This is a genomic window from Oceanospirillum beijerinckii DSM 7166 (genome assembly GCF_000422425.1).
GTDB classification, from domain to species: domain Bacteria; phylum Pseudomonadota; class Gammaproteobacteria; order Pseudomonadales; family Halomonadaceae; genus Oceanospirillum; species Oceanospirillum beijerinckii.
This window is the reverse complement of record NZ_AULT01000016.1, coordinates 68,514-85,914: the sequence shown is the minus strand read 5'-3', so window position 1 is coordinate 85,914 and position 17,401 is coordinate 68,514. Positions and strand designations below refer to the sequence as shown.

The 17,401-nt window shown below is 46.5% G+C and carries 13 protein-coding genes; 3 read left to right on the top strand and 10 right to left on the bottom strand.

What is annotated here, in order from left to right; translation table 11 throughout:
- Positions 1-94: 94 nt before the first annotated feature.
- Positions 95-277 (bottom strand): PDZ domain-containing protein, encoded by a 183-nt coding sequence (locus tag H579_RS0107205; protein WP_028300116.1) that lies wholly within the window; start codon positions 275-277, stop codon positions 95-97.
- A 447-nt stretch (positions 278-724) separates the two neighbouring features.
- On the opposite strand from H579_RS0107205, the gene bioA reads away from it, so the two are divergent.
- A complete protein-coding gene (bioA, locus tag H579_RS0107200) occupies positions 725-1,987 on the top strand; it encodes an adenosylmethionine--8-amino-7-oxononanoate transaminase (protein ID WP_036565620.1) in 1,263 nt (420 codons plus the stop codon).
- 111 nt (positions 1,988-2,098) lie between these two features.
- Here bioA and H579_RS24640 read toward each other — a convergent pair whose 3' ends face one another.
- The 7 genes from H579_RS24640 to H579_RS0107165 all read right to left on the bottom strand — a co-directional run bounded on the left by H579_RS24640 (position 2,099) and on the right by H579_RS0107165 (position 10,889).
- Positions 2,099-4,693, bottom strand: a complete 2,595-nt coding sequence (locus tag H579_RS24640; RefSeq protein WP_051227402.1) for an EAL domain-containing protein — start codon at positions 4,691-4,693, stop codon at positions 2,099-2,101.
- A gap of 93 nt (positions 4,694-4,786) precedes the next feature.
- A complete protein-coding gene (locus tag H579_RS0107190; protein ID WP_028300114.1) occupies positions 4,787-5,584 on the bottom strand; it encodes a response regulator in 798 nt (265 codons plus the stop codon).
- 108 nt (positions 5,585-5,692) lie between these two features.
- On the bottom strand, positions 5,693-6,766 hold the full coding sequence (dinB, locus tag H579_RS0107185) for a DNA polymerase IV (RefSeq protein WP_036565618.1): 1,074 nt from the start codon (positions 6,764-6,766) through the stop codon (positions 5,693-5,695).
- Positions 6,767-6,794: 28 nt separating this feature from the next.
- On the bottom strand, positions 6,795-8,030 hold the full coding sequence (locus H579_RS0107180) for an EAL and HDOD domain-containing protein (RefSeq protein WP_028300112.1): 1,236 nt from the start codon (positions 8,028-8,030) through the stop codon (positions 6,795-6,797).
- Positions 8,031-8,534: 504 nt separating this feature from the next.
- Complete coding sequence (locus H579_RS0107175; protein WP_028300111.1) at positions 8,535-9,782, bottom strand: uracil-xanthine permease family protein; 1,248 nt, start codon at positions 9,780-9,782, stop codon at positions 8,535-8,537.
- Between the two features lie 12 nt (positions 9,783-9,794).
- Positions 9,795-10,424: a uracil phosphoribosyltransferase gene (gene upp, locus H579_RS0107170; protein ID WP_028300110.1), complete on the bottom strand. Its 630-nt coding sequence runs from the start codon at positions 10,422-10,424 to the stop codon at positions 9,795-9,797.
- 129 nt (positions 10,425-10,553) lie between these two features.
- Entirely contained in the window at positions 10,554-10,889 is a 336-nt protein-coding gene (locus H579_RS0107165; RefSeq protein WP_028300109.1) for a hypothetical protein, read from the bottom strand.
- 502 nt (positions 10,890-11,391) lie between these two features.
- On the opposite strand from H579_RS0107165, the gene H579_RS0107155 reads away from it, so the two are divergent.
- The gene (locus tag H579_RS0107155) at positions 11,392-13,149 is read left to right on the top strand and encodes a flagellar assembly protein A (RefSeq protein ID WP_028300108.1); all 1,758 of its coding nucleotides are present in this window, start codon (positions 11,392-11,394) and stop codon (positions 13,147-13,149) included.
- A gap of 157 nt (positions 13,150-13,306) precedes the next feature.
- On the opposite strand, the gene pdxR is transcribed toward H579_RS0107155, so the two are convergent.
- Positions 13,307-14,758, bottom strand: a complete 1,452-nt coding sequence (gene pdxR, locus H579_RS24635) for a MocR-like pyridoxine biosynthesis transcription factor PdxR (protein ID WP_051227401.1) — start codon at positions 14,756-14,758, stop codon at positions 13,307-13,309.
- Positions 14,759-14,968: 210 nt separating this feature from the next.
- Between pdxR and H579_RS0107145 the strand changes: the two genes are divergently transcribed.
- Complete coding sequence (locus H579_RS0107145; protein WP_028300107.1) at positions 14,969-16,780, top strand: DUF4214 domain-containing protein; 1,812 nt, start codon at positions 14,969-14,971, stop codon at positions 16,778-16,780.
- Positions 16,781-16,893: 113 nt separating this feature from the next.
- On the opposite strand, the gene H579_RS0107140 is transcribed toward H579_RS0107145, so the two are convergent.
- A complete protein-coding gene (locus H579_RS0107140; RefSeq protein ID WP_028300106.1) occupies positions 16,894-17,349 on the bottom strand; it encodes a flavodoxin domain-containing protein in 456 nt (151 codons plus the stop codon).
- Positions 17,350-17,401 lie beyond the last annotated feature (52 nt).

Sequence of the window (17,401 nt, the reverse complement as noted above, 5' to 3'; positions counted from 1 at the left end):
GCTCTACTTCAACATGGTGAACTCCAACGGCTATGCACTACCCGCATCATAGCGAGGCTTATTGCATGAGCGAATCTAACGATCATCCGGCATATTAAGCATTAGCCGTACCTAAACAGGATAAAGAAACCTTGCTGCTATTGGTAACCAGCTCAATCGCATTATGAACAGCCTCACTGAAGCTGCGCCCTTCAGCTAATAAAAGCCGCTCTCCGAAGCGTATCTCCACAAGCCAATAAGCTTGACCACTTGCATCTAGATGAGATGTAAATTTCATAACAACTCCTGCGGGCATGATATGCCACATGCTGCATGATAAAAGCTAATGCATCGTCATCCGCTGGCAAACACCTAAAGCCCTGCTTAATCAATCTCTTACAACACGTTACAGAAAACCTTTACTACTCTTCAGGCTTTTTCTGGACAGCTAGTAACGCGGTTAAATCATAATAGCCAGATACTGTATCAATGTACAGTATTTATTTAACCTAAGAGAACATACCAAAAACAGCGACCAGAGAACGGGGCAGCTCAAATGCAAGCAGAAGCCTAAAAGCAAAGAAGGGACTACTGAAGAAAGGAGAGCAAACGGAAAAATATGAATTCGGATAACAGGATCAGGAATTTTAATGACTTACCAAACGGCCAGCTTTTGGTTTTCACAACCCATCTGGTAAACTAATTTCAGTTTTTTTGGTTTACAACTCAAATAACAGGTTTATATATGCAGGATACTAGGCTGTGGTTTCCCTATGCGCAGATGAAACATCTGGAAGTGAACTATGAAGTAGACACAGGAGAAGGCCCTTACATCCAATTTACCAACGGTATGCGCTTACTGGATGCCACTTGCTCCTGGTGGTGTATGATTCACGGCTATCGTCATCCTGATATCACCCAGGCGATTCACGAACAAGCGGATAAGCTGGCCCATGTCATGTTAGGCGGCTTAAAAAACCGACCAGCCGTTGAATTGGCGAACAAACTTGTGGAGATCACGCCAGAAGGCCTGAACCATGTATTCTTTAGCGACAGTGGTTCTGTCGGAATGGAAGTGGCCATGAAGATGGCTGTGCAATACTGGCAAAACCAGGGGCGTACAGAAAAAGCTAAACTGGCATCCCTGATTAAGGCATATCACGGCGATACCACAGGCTGTATGTCAGTCTGTGACCCGGAAGAAGGTATGCATAGCTTATTCAGCGGGTTACTTCCAACACAGCACTTTGCCCCTGCACCGGAAGCTGGTTTTGATGCCATTGCAGAGGAGGTGACACAGGATATTGCCAATCTGAGAGCCCTGTTTGAACAACATCATCAAGAAATTGCAGGCTTTATAGTTGAACCTCTGCTGCAAGCGGCAGGCGGTTTAAATATGTACAGCCCTATCTATCTGCAAGAAGCTCGCAAACTGTGCGATGAATTTGAAATTCTGTTTATCTTTGATGAAGTCGCAACAGGATTTGGCCGTACAGGAAAACTATTCGCGGCCGATCACGCAGGTATCACACCAGATATTATGGTGCTTAGCAAGGGCCTGACCGGCGGTTATATCGGCCACGCTGCAACTGTCGCCAATGATAGAGTTTTTGACGGTTTCTGGGATGATGATGCGGGGAAAGCCTTTATGCACGGCCCCACCTTTATGGGTAATCCTCTGGCCTGCGCCGTGGCATTGAAGAGCATAGAAGTATTTGAACGCGATGACTATCTTGGCAAAATTGCTCAATTGAACCAAGTTTTGCAACAGGAACTACTGAGCTTTAAGCACCCTGAAGTAAAAGATACCCGAGTGCTGGGCGCGACCGCTGTAATCGAAGTGCACGATGCAGCCAGCCTGAAAGATGTGCAAGACTTTGCCATTAGCCAAGGGGTTTGGTTACGCCCATTTGGTCGATTCCTATATACCATGCCTCCGTACATTATCACCGAAGATGAGCTAAAACAGATCACTTCGACTATGAAATCCTGGTTTACAGAAAAGTAAGCGATCTATAATGCAGGCCCTACACTTAACTGTGAAAGTTTAAGTGCAGGGCCCCGCTTCTCCGATCAACAAAAGCCAAGTACAGGCAGTAACACAACAAATACGAACGACTTACGCTGACTCTTTTTCCTGCTTCAAAGGATTCCACTGAGAGGATAGCCACTCCACAACCTGCTGCTTCGGTGCCGGCTTAGCAAACATGAAGCCCTGCCCTTGATGACAGCCTTGTTCACGCAGGAACTCCAGCTGTTCTATCTCTTCGATCCCTTCAGCAATCACCCTCAAGCCCAAACCTTTAGCCATAGCGATAATGGTACTGGCTAAACGGGCATCATCCCGATTATCAGGTACTTCCATCACAAAGGCCCGATCAATTTTCAGTGCATCCAGTGGCAAACGGCGCAGATAACTCAATGAAGAGTAACCCGTACCAAAATCATCGATAGAGATGCTAATCCCCTGGGATCTTAACTCATGCAGAATCTCCGCAATACGCTCTGCTTGCTCGGGAATAAAACAACTCTCAGTCACCTCCAATTCCAACCAACCCGGATTAGCACCTGTCTGCTGTAAAATCCTCTCAATAGTCTGAACCAGATTACCCTTCATCAACTGCTGAGCGGAGATGTTCACGGCCACAGGCAAAACAGGCAAACCGGCTCTTTGCCAATCGACCAAGCGACTACACACTTCATTAAGCACCCACTCCCCCAGAGTGCCGATCAAGCCTAAACGCTCAGCAACAGGGATAAACTCTGCCGGAGAAACCCAGCTATCGCTACTACGATCGTGCCAGCGCAACAGCGCTTCAAAGCCTAAAGGAGCGCCACTTTTCAGGTCAATTTTTGGCTGATAATAAAGCTCAAACGCATCTTCTTTAATGGCTTTACGCAGACGTGTTTCAATGGTTAGTTCACGGACAGAATCATGATGCAGAGCATCAGTGTATCTGTGATAACTGCCTCGTCCATCTGCCTTCACCCGATACATTGCTGCATCCGCATTTTTAATCAACTCATCCGGATTCCTACCGTCATCAGGATAGATACTGATCCCGATGCTACCGGAGATATATAGCTCATGTCCGCCAACAGTAATTGGCTCGCACAAAGCGCTATTGATGCGCTCTGCCAGTGCCATCAAACCTTCTACAGACTCCAGTTCAGGGACCATCACAGTAAATTCATCACCGCCTAAACGGGCAACGGAATCCCCTTCTCTGACCGTATGCGCCAAACGCCCAGCTACGACTTTTAAAACTTCATCGCCTACAATATGCCCTAGAGAATCATTGATGCGTTTAAACATATCCAAATCAAGGAAGAGTACGGCTAAACGATGCTGATGACGATGAGCATTGGCAATGGCCTGTTCCAAACGATCCTGGAACAAACGTCGATTAGCCACACCTGTTAAGTCATCAAAAAACGCCAGACGACGGATACGCTCTTCGTCTTTTTTACGATCAGTAATATCACTGAAAATGGCTGCAAACTGGCTGATCTGACCTAAATCATCGTATATCGCGGTAATTGTCAGCCACTCAGGATATACCTCGCCATTCTTACGCCGATTCCAGATCTCACCCTGCCAATATCCATTGTGGAACATCTCATTCCACATATGATTGTAAAAGTCCAACGAATGGCGACCAGAACTGAGTAAACGGGTGCTTTTACCAATGACCTCATCAGCAGTATAACCGGTTACCTGAGTAAACTTGGGGTTAACGGACTGAATCACACCTTTATCATCCGTAATAATGATACCGTCGAGGCTGGCTTCAATTACCCGCTGCGCCAGGCGTAAATGCGCTGTTGACGCCTTTAATGCCTCATCCCTTGAGTGCAAAGCCTCCTGTAGACGATTAACATACTCATACTCAACACTGTCGAGAATATCCCCATAGGATAGAATACCGATCAGCTCACCTTTTGAGTCGATCACCCCAAGGTGACGAAATCCCTTACGCTTTAAGAGATTACTGGCCTGCAATAAACCCGTATCCGCGTTTACCGCATAAATCTGATGTTCACACACCTCACGCAAGCTGAGATGAGTTGTGCCATCAGCAATCCAACGCACTACGTCACGCTCAGTAATAATGCTATATCTGTTATGACCACTCAGACTAACTGCGGCACAATCTCTCTGCCGCTCCCTGAGCCTATGTACAGCAGAGGCAATTGACATACTTCCATCAAGAATCAGAGGTTCGGATTTCAGGGCCGAACGTACATTGCGCATGCATAAATAATGTTCCAGCCCCTGAAACCGAATAATATCGGTTTGGGAGACAATGCCCAAAGGTTCACCAGACAGGCTTTTTACCAAAAAGTGACGGCGACGCAGCTGCTGAAATTTAAGAGCAATCTCACTTAAACTGATATCTTCATCCACGGAATCAACCGGGGAGCTCATAAAGTCACTGATACTGCGCTTTTCCAGAGAGGGGTCTGTTAAATCTAACTTACGGGCATCAGCTTCTGTCCAAATACCAATCGGCTCATTATCCTCGATAATCAGAATCGAGCTGACATGATTCTTTTGCATCTCTCTGGCCGCAGCGACCAGCAAGTCATCAGGTGAACAACTGAGCAGGCTGTGCTGAATAACCTCCCCCACAGGCACATCTGTGGTAAAAGTCATTCGGTTCACATAGGTCTCAGCTTCTGCTGCAGTACGTTGTTTCAACTTAAACACCATCCAACTTCTCCGGTCCCGGCACGCTCCCTGTACGCCACCGGATATTAACTTATTGTCGCTATTTTATTTCATCGCTAAAAAGCACCCAGCGATCTAACCATCGAGTAAAGAAGCTAACAAACCCTTAACTTGAGTCATCTCAAAAGGTTTATCACACAACGCAGAAACACCCGCCTGCTTAATAGAGCTCAGCCGGGTTTCATTCTCTTCCGAAGTGACCATCAGAATTGGCACGTGCGACAACTCACTTTCATTACGCACATAATTGATTAGCCCTTCACCGTCCATATTAGGCATATTGTAATCTGTCAGGATCAGATCAAAGCCCTGCTGTTCGATAATTTTAACAGCTTCAACGCCATCAGACGCTTCAGCAATATCAGAAATTCCGATCTGTTGCAGCACCCGACCTAAATGTCGTCGAGCCATACGACTATCATCTACAATCAGCACCCGGAGGCTTTCCGCATCATACAGATCCAGCTCAAGCTCATCAGGATTAATATATTCCAGTGTAGCAACCAGTGCTCGATGCAGGTCCAGCTGACTAAAGGGTTTTGGTAATAGGGCAACAATCTTGGACTGACGCACAGCTTCCAGGTTTTCATAATTTTGTTCGCTGGAAACCACCATAACCGGAATATCAGCAGTTTTAGGATCCCGCTGCAGTAACTCAACCAGCTCTGCAGCCGTGGCATCAGGCAGGTACATCGCACTGATCAGCAGGTCAGGCTGAAAGGTTTGCAGTTGGCTATATGCCTCCCGCGCACTTCCCACACCCTCAATGGTTGATACTCCTTCATCACTAAGCTCATTAATAATGATCTTTCTCTGAGTCGATGAAGGCTCAACTAATAAAATGGAAAGATCTTGAACAGCTAGGTTTTCCATAAACACACTTCCACAAGAACGAACAATAATGACTGAATTTTAAATATTCTAATCCTATGCTTTTTTAGAAGAAATATCACTAGGGTGTCTGGAAGAAGGAAGGATTCGTCAGAATAAAGTGAGTTGTTCGCCCGTCTGCTCCTGCTCAGCAAAACGTAAGCCAACACCAAGCAAACGGATATTGCATTGACCACGACGAACAGCCTCGTGTAACAGGGGTAAAAAACAGGTCATATCCAGTCGTCGGTGTAACTGCCTACTCTGAGCATCGGACAAACCAGTTTCAACCGTTGTCGTAGTAAAATCTGCAAACCTGAGCTTTAAAAACACACTTTTCACTACTCGATCCTGATAGGGCAAAAAACGCTGCTGCAACTTGCTGACTTGTTGTTCTAATTCCTGCTCAATATCGAACAGGACTGTTTTATTACTGGCAAAGGTATGCTCAACACTAACCGATTTACGTACCCGCTCAGTCACTACTTCCCGGTAGTCTTCACCTCGACACCTCTGATGCAACATAACGCCCAGCTTACCGTATCGCTCCACCAGTTTTTGTAAACTCAGGACCTGCAGCTGACCACAGGTTTCAAGGCCCTGAGCCTGCAGCTTCTGCTCCGTCACCTTACCGACGCCAGGAATCCTACCCACTGGCAAATCAGGCATAAAACTATTTATGTCCTCAGGGCGAATAACAAATAGACCATCAGGCTTTTGCCAATCTGAGGCAATTTTGGCCAAAAACTTATTCACAGATACACCGATAGATAATGTGACTCCGGTTTGAGCCACCACTTCCTGCTTTAGCCACTGCGCCATACGGGTAGCACTGCCCTGAAAGATATCAACATGCGTCACATCCAGATAGGCCTCATCGATAGAAACAACTTCAACTCTATCCGTTAGCTGAAAAAAAATTTCACGGATCGCTTGGGCCGCTTCTTTATAAACCAGCATTCGGGGAGGACAAAGAATAAGGTCAGGACATAATTTCAGTGCCTGAGCCGTTGGCATAGCAGAACGCACACCAAAGGCTCTGGCAGGGTAGTTACAGGTAGCAATCACCCCTCGCTTATCTGCAGCGCCACCCACTGCGACAGGCTTATCTTTTAACGAGGGGTTGTCACGCATCTCCAGCGCAGCAAAAAAGCAGTCGCAATCCGCATGAAGAATTTTATGCATACCCAACACTTCAAAGAGATAACAAACACTATTCCTCCAGCTCAGCAATATCCGCTACTGCATCCGACCAAGCCAAAGACTGAACATAACTCTCGGTGAGCACCTCTTTATCAAAGGCACTTTGCTCAACAAAATCCCAATTGGCATTTTCATAGGCTTTCACAATCTGAAGCACCTCCCCGAGACTCCCCTCGTGATCCAACAGAGCTTGCACAATGCGGGGATGGAGAGGCAGTTCATCCAAAATAGCTTCCATCGGGCGGCTAAAAAATGCATCCAGCATAGATAACAGACCTACCGTGAAATAGTTTTCTACTGGCAACAGCCCCTGCTCTTCTGCCAGAATCTCACACATTTTGGCTCTTAGCAAAGCGATTGGCATCAGTGTCGCGCTACGGCGTGAGGAGCCAGCCAAAATCATCATGCTGACGAGGGAACGCAGATTTTCAAACCCCAGTAACATAATCGCCTGACGCAAACTTTCAATCCTTCGAGGCAAAGAGTACTGGGCAGAGTTGATATAGCGTAGAATACGGTAATACAACTGAGGATCCCTGGAAATCTCTGCCTCGATATGTTTAACATTGGGCTCTTTCTGATGCAGCATCGCTAGCAGCTTAGTCAGAATCAGTCCGGCAGCACTGCGATTCTGATTATCCATGATTTCAGGGCGGGAGATAAAATAGCCTTGAAATAGCTCAAACCCTAAACGCTTACAGGCCTCAAACTCCTCCCAAGTTTCCACTTTTTCAGCCAATAAGGTTACTTTGGGCAAGCGTTTTAAAATACTCACTCGCTTTGCCAAAACCTCCATGGAGGTATTCATTACATCCAGCTTGATAATATCGGCATAGGGCAGGAACTGTTTGGTTTCCTGTGTCAACACAAAATCATCCAGTGCGATACGGTAGCCCTGCTCACGCAGTCTCCGAATACTTTGGATCATGTCCGAAGTAGGCTTAATATCTTCCAATACTTCAAGGACTATACGCTCTGCTGGCTCTGGAAGCACCTCCCCCTGCAGCAGCCATTCATCGGTCATATTGATAAAGACCGGATGCTTATCAGCCAGTCGATCAATACCGATATCCATAAAAGCTGTCATACACACCCGCGCTGTAGCCTGATGCGGACTACTGACCTTAGCATACTGAGCATCTGCGCTATTTCTGTACAACAACTCATATGCTGCTAGCTTTTGCTCGGAATCACAAATGGGTTGTCGGGCAATACAATAATTATCCTGATGATTATAAACGCCCATCAAATTCTGCCCCGTAACCATTAAAACCTCAAAACGACCCAGATCTTACTCAATAGCAAGAAACCGGCTAACACCTGCTTGCCCAATTGTCATCACAATAAACCCAATGGACAACAATGCCCTACTTAAGTAAGCACACAGTACTTTTCCCGTATACAGCCCGTATTTTCCGGCCGATTCAGCCGGAAAATATCGGAATATTTATGCTCGGGTACTTAAAGCTAACGCAATTATTATCTTCAACAAAACAAAGATACTCATAATGACCACATTTTATGACTGACCATCCTGAGAAGGTAGCTCAGGATATTTTTTGTCTCGCTGAGCCAATAACAAAAAAACCCTACACAACATAGGTGTAGGGCTTTCTACTTCAATGCTTTCAATCATAACCGTCATCTGAACTTTATCTGGTTAACTGAATCCAGTTCAGAGACAGGCCAGATTATAATTTTGGATAACTCATTTTGAAAGCACTGGGGTTTATATTGACGATGATTTAGCTTAGTGGCTGTCGATATGCTTGGGTAGCACCAAGTTCAGCACAACACCCAAGATGGCACACAGACTCACTCCTTGCAGGCTAAACTCACCACCGCCCAGGTACATGCCTCCGATGCCAAATACCAGAATCAGCGCCACAATACTCAGGTTACGGGGCTGAGTCAGATCATCACCGGACTTCACCAGAGTGTTCATACCCACTACCGCAATCGAACCAAACAGCAGGGTCATAATACCACCCATTACCGGCGTTGGAATGGTTTGCAGCAGCGCGCCCATCTTACCGATAAAGGCCAGCAATACCGCAAAGATTGCGGCCCAGGTCATGACACGGGGATTGAAGTTACGGGTCAGCATTACCGCACCGGTTACTTCAGAATAAGTAGTATTCGGTGGACCACCAAACAATGCGGCACTGGAAGTGGCCAGACCATCCCCCAGCAAAGTGCGATGCAGACCAGGTTTTTTCAGAAAGTCCTTACCGGCAACCTGGCTCACCGCGACCATATCACCCACGTGTTCAATGGCCGGGGCAATGGCTACAGGAATCATAAACAGAATCGCTTGCCAGTGGAATTCAGGCATAGTGAACGCAGGCATCGCTAACCAGGCTGCTTCACCTACAGGGGCAAAGTTTACCAGGCCCAGCATCAGTGACAGCGCATAACCTGCCACAACACCGGCCAGAATAGGAATCAGTTTAAAGATACCTTTGGAGAATACTGCCACAGCCAGCGTTACCACCAAGGAGAACATAGAGACCAGAATCGCCTGATCATAGCCCACCAGTTCAATGGCACCATCACCACTTTTGCCCATTGCCAGATTCACCGCAACAGGAGCCAATGCCAAACCGATCACCATAATCACAGGACCGACAACGATTGGTGGCAAAATACGGTGCAAAACTTCTGTACCCTTAGCGCGTACCAGTGCACTCAATAGGATATAGGCGAAACCCGCAGCCATCAGCCCACCCATGGTTGCAGGAATCCCCCAAGCCTGCACACTGGCAATAATAGGCGCAATAAAAGCAAAAGAAGAGGCTAGGAAAACCGGTACCTGACCACGAGTGACCAGTTGGAACAGCAAGGTACCAAAACCTGCGGTAAACAGGGCTACATTCGGGTCCAAGCCAGTTAACAAAGGCACCAGCACCAGCGCACCAAACGCTACAAACAGCATCTGAGCGCCGGTGAGAATGGTTTTCGGCGAAGTCACCGAACCAAATTCAGTTTCAGTTGTCATATCCGTCGCCCGTTACAGAGTACCAAAGATCTTGTCACCCGCATCGCCAAGACCCGGTATAATATAACCTTTGTCATTCAGACACTGATCCAGACCTGCTGTAAAGATCTCAATATCGGGGTGCGCTGCCAATGTTTTCTCAACACCTTCAGGAGCTGCTACCAGTACGATCACTTTAATATCTTTACAACCCGCTTTTTTCAGCATGTCGATGGTTGCGATCATCGAGCCACCGGTAGCCAGCATAGGATCGATCACCAGACTGATACGCTCATCAATCTTACCCACCAGCTTTTCAAAGTAAGGCACTGGCTCCAAAGTTTCTTCATTACGCTGCAGACCAACCACACTCACCTTAGCACTTGGAATCAGTGTCATTACACCATCCATCATACCCAGACCGGCACGCAGGATAGGGACTACAGTAATCTTTTTGCCTTTGATCTTTTCAACCTGGATGTCGGAACCGTCCCAGCCCTCAATGGTAACTTGCTCAAGCTCCAGGCTCTTGGTCGCTTCGTAAGTCAGGAGTGTCCCCACTTCCGAAGCCAGCTCGCGAAAACTTTTAGTACTAATGCCCCGTCTGCGCATTAAACCAAGCTTATGCTGAACTAAGGGGTGGTCGATTACGTGAATTGTCATGGGGACCTCAACTATTGCCAATATACTTTCTAGTTACACTCATAGACCCAAGCAATTACTCTAACTTAGGCTCTGAGGCGTAATTATGCGATAGTCTTATATTCGAAGGTATAGTTGAGGGCAAAAAAATCAGGAATTTTTCTGATTTGCGGTTTTTCTGTCGGCAGAGTAGACATGATCGCGGTAAATCAATTGCTTATTAGGATTAACCGTACGGTCTTCAGACAGCTTCATAATAGCAGACTCAAGGCGCGCCTTTCTCAACTGGCTATTCAGATTCAGTCCTTGCCAGGCATTACGCGGCAACGGAGGGAGTTCAAGCTCTTTCCGGTCACTTTCCATTGTCGTGCCTTTATCCAACATAACGTTCAGCAAATTACGCTTACCAGTTACCAGCTCCGATAGGAGTACCAGCCCTAACAGTCTTTTTAAGCGCGTTTCGCGAACTTTAGGCGAGTCAGTCATCAGAAACCTTTAAAAAACATTAAGTTAACCACATAGCCCGCACACCATGCGAAAGATATTCCCGCAAGATGATAACCTGAATTAAACCAGTTGCCTACGTTGCAAGCCATTAATATTTCGATATTAAGCACAGAAACCGATATTCCCATAGCAAAAAATGCCGTTTTCACCATTACAGAGCGATTTTAGTCAACTCTCATTCTGTCTTGGCTTGTACACGGACGACCAGAAACAATCTCTGTCTATTTTCATCTCAAACGTATAACAGCATTTTTTATTTGGGCGCCTAATACGATTTGTTTATCATAAATGGTTAAGCATGCTCTGGAGCTACCGTAGACAACTCTGCTAACTCCATCACAACATGATCGTTTGCTTGCGTTAGAATAAGTGACGCAACAGTTAAAAAAGGTAGCCTAACGGCAAAATCTCTGGCATGCCATAGTAAACTATGGTCAATTAGCGATAAGTCGTTCTGCTCTTTTGTATATAAGGGACTGTTATGAGCCCACAGAATAAAGAAAGCAACCATATGGATGTTACAGAAGAATTACAAAATGATCAGCAATCGCTGCAAACTGTTGATCAGACTACCGATGACGCAGATCAACAAGCTCAGGAGGAAGAGTCTGACGGCCTGGAGTTTTTTGCTAACGAGACTGAAACACGCCTAATCGCGCTATACAAACCAGCATCGAGAGCACTTACCATAACTGAAACTCAGATTCGTGAACGCTTGGATGAACTGGGTTTTGATGAAGAACACTATCCTCTGTACCCTGAACGTATTGCTGACTTAATCAAAGGGGTTCAGCAGCGACGACACTTTGAGATGGAAATCGGCGGGCCGCTGGATGCTGTTATCAGTGTACACCTGTCTTGTGACCAGACGTTGGCTGGGGTGCAAATTACGCCGCCGCTGGGACGAGGTCTGCCGGCATCAAAAGATATGCTCCTAAAAGCTTTGACTGATAACCGGGTTCGCCATGGCATCGATAGCAAACTTATCGATAAGCTATTTGCTAAAGGGCCTACATTGAATCTGCAACAGACCTGCTGCTATATCATCGCTCACGGTAAGAAAGCGATTGATGGTCAAGATGCAGAGATGATGCCTTTAGTTGAAGAGATCTCCGAACGCCGCCCTAAAGTTCTTGAAGATAATAATGACCAGGTCGATTTTAAAGAACTAGGAGACTTTCCGGTTTACGAAGCCGGCACACCGCTGTTCCATATCACTGAACCTGTTGCAGGCCAGAATGGAATGACCGTAGTAGGTAAGCCTATTCGGGCATATCAGGGTAAGGACAAGAAAGTCAAACTGGACCAGAGTGTACGGGAAGACCCGGAGCACCCCAGACACTACTCTTCTGCTGTTAAGGGCATGCCAGTATTTACCGAACAGGGCGTTCATATTGAAAATGTACTTAAACTGGATGAAGCCAGTCTGAAAACTGGCAACGTACGTTTTGATGGCAGCATCCAGATTAAGCAGGGCGTTGATCAAGGTATGCTGATTGAGGCCAGTGGTGATGTAAAAGTAGGGGGGTTGGTCGAAAACTCTACAATTATCGCTGGAGGAAGTGTTGAGATTGGAGGCGGTGTTCTGGGTAAGAAATCTCCAGACCCAGCCGCAAAGGAGCCCACCAAAGACAATGCAGTTATCCGTGCTAAAGGCGACGTGACAGCGCGGTTTATCAAAGATGCCTGGGTATTTAGTGGTGGCACGATCAGCGCCCAACGACAGATTCTTCAATGCCGATTACATGCTGGTAACGCCATTAAAATGCCTGCTATGGGTCAACTGATTGGCGGTCATTCCACTGCCGTCAAGTATATTGAAGCCGGTCAGCTTGGTGTCCCTGCAGCTGTAGCCACTGTACTGGAAGTTGGACCACTGGATGCTGTACGAGCCGAAATGGCCGAGGTACAAGAAAAAATCAAACAGGGTTTTGAGCAAACAAAACAGATTAAAGCGCTGATTCATCGCCTTAGAGAAGAGAAGCGCCGTATTTCACCCGAGAAAAAAGAACAAATTCTTAAAGCCAGGGATACGGTCATAAAAGCGATGGCAAATCTGGAAAACCGTCGTCAGGAGCTGGAAGATGAAGCACAGAGCCGCAAAAAGTCTAAAGTTAAAGCGCTGAAAAAGGCTTTTTCGGACTGTACTATCATTATTGCCAACACCCCATATACGGTTAAAGAGGGCTTTGGAAAAACCACCTTCTATCTTGATGGCGGCGAGGTCAAAATTCGCTAACACTTTTGCCGAATATAAGATAAAGATCCCCAAGCCTGTGCTGAGTACAAAATCAGGGAAGGACTTTTTAAGCATTAAGAAAAAGCATTGCAGTATTCTCCAATCATAATGGACTGGAGAATACTTCTATTTTGAAGTCATAATAAAGGCAGGAAGATTAATTACAGGATAAATTCAGGCACCGGATCGCCTGCGTCACTATTTTAACTCCACGGGCCATCTCCACATCATCATCCTGCGTAAAGCCCAGCACCAGCCCCCGGGCAGGCTGACAGCTGCGGTCATAGTGACTCAGTGCTCTGCCCCCCACACCTTGCTGCACAAGGGGTTCAACTAAAGCCTGATCATCGCAATCATTTGATAGTTTGATTACCAGATGCATACCTGCTCCGGCATCAATAACAGGAAAATCCTTCAACCCCGACTCGGCCAGCAAATGCTCAAGGCTCTGCCTCCTCTGAAGGTATAACTGACGCAGCTTTCTGATATGCCGACTGTAATCACCATTTTCCATAAAACGCGCCATAGCAACCTGAGGCACCACAGATAACCCGCCATCCATAAAACGACGGGCTTTACGAAATAAAGGTACCAGAACTTCAGGCAACACCATATAACCCAGCCTTAAACCCGGATACATTGTGCGGCTGAAAGTACCTGTATAAATCACCCGCCGCTCCTTACTTAGAGCAAACAAAGCCGTTACTGGTGAACCCACCGCAAATTCACTGTCATAATCATCCTCTACAAGCCAGCTATTATTTTGCTCCGCCCAATGCAAAACCTCTAAGCGAGCGGATAAAGGCAAAGTGTGCCCTAAAGGGAAGTTGCGTGATGGCGTAATAAACAGCAACCGTCCCCGTTCCGGCAATTTAGCCTGCTGTAACATCTGCCAGTGAAGATGCCGCACTTCAGCTCCAGCTGCACGGATAACCCCCTCTGTCCCTGGATATCCCGGCGTCTCGATCCAAACAGAATCCCCCTGCCCTGTTAGCAGAGAAGCGATCATATAACTGCCTTGCTGAGAACCCGAGGTGATCAGGATCTGCTCTGGTGAAACCTGCATGCCACGAAAAGCACTCAGATGACGCGCAACTTGTTGGCGTAAAGGCAAATAGCCCTCTGCCGGATGACTATATAAAGCCTCATTATCAGCCGCAGCAGAAATACAACGTTTCCAGCGCTTGCGGGGAAAATCACTTAATGCAGGTACCGCAGGTTGTAATAACAAACGCCCAGGGGGATACATACTTTGGCTCTGTAATAAACGATTAGCTTTCTCAGATAACTCAGGTAAGCGATCGCTATTCACGCTCGGTTTAGATTCTGGTTGTAGCAGCTCAGCTGGCAGCTCTGTCACAAAGCTACCGGCACCTTGACGGCTCTGTACATATCCCTCAGCAATCAGCTGCTCATAAGCCGTTTTGACAGTATTGCGGGAAACCCCTAACTGGTTCGACAAATCACGGCTGGAAGGCAGCTTCTCAGCGCCGGATAAGCGACCAGATAAGATGTTTTGTCTGAACAGTTCAAACAGTCGACGATACATGGGCAACTCTTGCGCATCAGAACTGAGACTCTGAAACAGATCAGGATAAAAGTCAGCCATCGATTTACCTGGATTATTTTACGTAGCAGAAACACATACAAATGCCACAAAGAATAAAGGCTATAAGTCATAGCAACACCATGATTATATTAACATTTGTTTCATACTTATAACTGTATCATGGTGGTTGTATTGTCACATTCCCACTAGAATTAGAGTATCCCCACACAGCCTAGGTTTAGGCTAAAGCTTCAATCTAAGAGAGATGCCATGGCAAACCTTGTATCCGATACATCTGTTACCAAGCTATATGTCGCCACTTTTAACAGAGCCCCTGATTCAGCCGGGCTTGATTACTGGGTCAATAGCTCTGATCTGGACCTTGCAGGGATAGCCGCCAGTTTTTTTGACCAACAGGAAACTCAACAAACCTATCCAGCGGAAACCACTAACAGAGATTTTATCTCCTCCGTTTATCAAAACTTGTTTAATCGCTCTCCAGATAATGAAGGCTGGGATTACTGGGAAGACCAGCTGGATCAGGGAGCCTTGACTCGCGATGTTTTTATCCAAGCCATCATTGATGGCGCAGAGGCCGAAACGGGCGATCCAGACGACGCCGCTATTTTAGCCAACAAAACAGAAGTCGGTCTTTATTACGCAGAAAATGGCTTATCAGACAGTGAGCAAGCCAAAGAGGTGATGGCTCAGGTTAACTCTGAATCCGCTACCGTTATCAGCGCTAAAAACACCATCAGCGAACTGGCTGCAGCCAACACCATCATAAATAATCAACTACTACAGTTCAGTCGTATAGAGAGCGGTATCGACAGCAGCAACCTACTATCCCTTGGGGACACCCCCGGTGTATCACTGGAATCCGATGAGTATTGGACAGATAACAATATAACGTTTGGTTTCAATCAAATAATTCCTGATGAATACACCGACCCGGATCTTGAGCTAAACCTGACTGGCTGGAGTCCTATATCGGAAGCTGCCGAACAAGTCGCCCGTACCGCTATTACTGAATTACAAACCTTCAGCCAGTTAACCCTCAGCGAAGATAACTCCGGCAATGCCGATATTCGCTTCAATGCCTTACCCCTTGAGGATGCGTCAGGTTTTGCTTATTACCCATCGACAGATCCTGTCGGCGGCGATATTTTTCTCGATTCAGCCACGATGTCATCAGAGGATTATCAACCCGGTACTTTCGCCTATCATACTCTGGTTCATGAACTCAGCCATGCTCTCGGCCTTAAACATCCTTTTGAAGATCCAAACAGAATAGCTACAGATCTGGACAATAATGACTACACAGTGATGTCCTACACTGAAGCTAAAAATCTGCGTATCAGCATTAACTATGATCCCGAGGACTTATCTATTGGCGCCAGCTATTCATGGAGTGCCATGCCTCCCTCTTACTCAATACTGGATATCGCCACGCTACAAGCCATTTACGGGGCCAATACTGCCTCAGAAACGGGCAATAACACCTACTCCCTCAGCTTTAGCGACTACACTTACCTTACAATCTGGGATGCTGGCGGTGAAGATACAATCGATATTACCACCACTACAGGCAACAGTGACATTGACCTGAGAAGCGGTGAACTGTCTTCGGTTGATGTTAATAGCCTTGATCAGCAAATTGCTGAAAAGCTCGCTGAACTGGATAGCATGAGAGCACCTGATTTCTCAATTTTTATTACCAGCGCCTACCAGGATGAAGCAAACAATCTCTACACAGGAGAAAATAATCTGGCAATCGCTTACGGCGTTTGGATTGAGAATGTACTCACAGGTTCAGGAGACGACACCGTGCGTGATAACGGCGTAAATAACAATATTCAAACCGGAGCAGGTAACGACCTGATTCAGCTATTTGATGGCGGCTTTGATACTGTCGACGGCGGCAGCGGCAGCGATACCGTGCAATTGGATGAAGCGTCCAGCCAGGTGACAATCAATAATCAAGGTGATGGTAACTATCTGCTGATAGGCCAAAACTTTTCTGCACAATTGACCGGTATTGAAACCTTAACCTTCACTGATACTACGATGCAGCTTGGCTAAAAAGCTTAGTATTTTTGGTCAGAATGGTTGCTCAGCGTTACAGCTTAACGCTGAGCAACCAGACAAAGCTCTGGAACTTAAGACCCGGAAGAATTAAACCGGGTTAGGAAGGATTAACCGACCAAGCGGTTTGCCCAGTCTTCAATCCACGGCAGTGCAGGTTCAGTGGCTTCAAAGTATTCTGCACAATCAATATCCAAACGTCGGCCAATACGCATGGCACCAAACCCTTCCAGCGTCGCGTCAATTTTTTTACCAGCATCACAGAAAGTTTCATCATAAGAGCTGTCGCCCAACGCTATGACACCATACTTTAGATGAGATAAAGACATGCCCACCTGTTGAATCGAATCGTAAAACTTCTCAAAACCAGGGGGGAAATCACCTGCCCCTGTGGTAGAACAGCTAATCAGGATCGCAGCATTATCGGTATCCGTCAGATCAGCAATCTCTGGGTCTTCTGAGATATCAACCTGATATCCTTTTTGCTCCAGAACAGGCTTAATACCATCTGCCACATCCCTTGCACCACCGTATACAGTGCCTACCAGAATTTTAATTTTTGCCATGCTTGGACTACCTTTACTATATCCAACTATTTTACTCGGAATTATATACTGA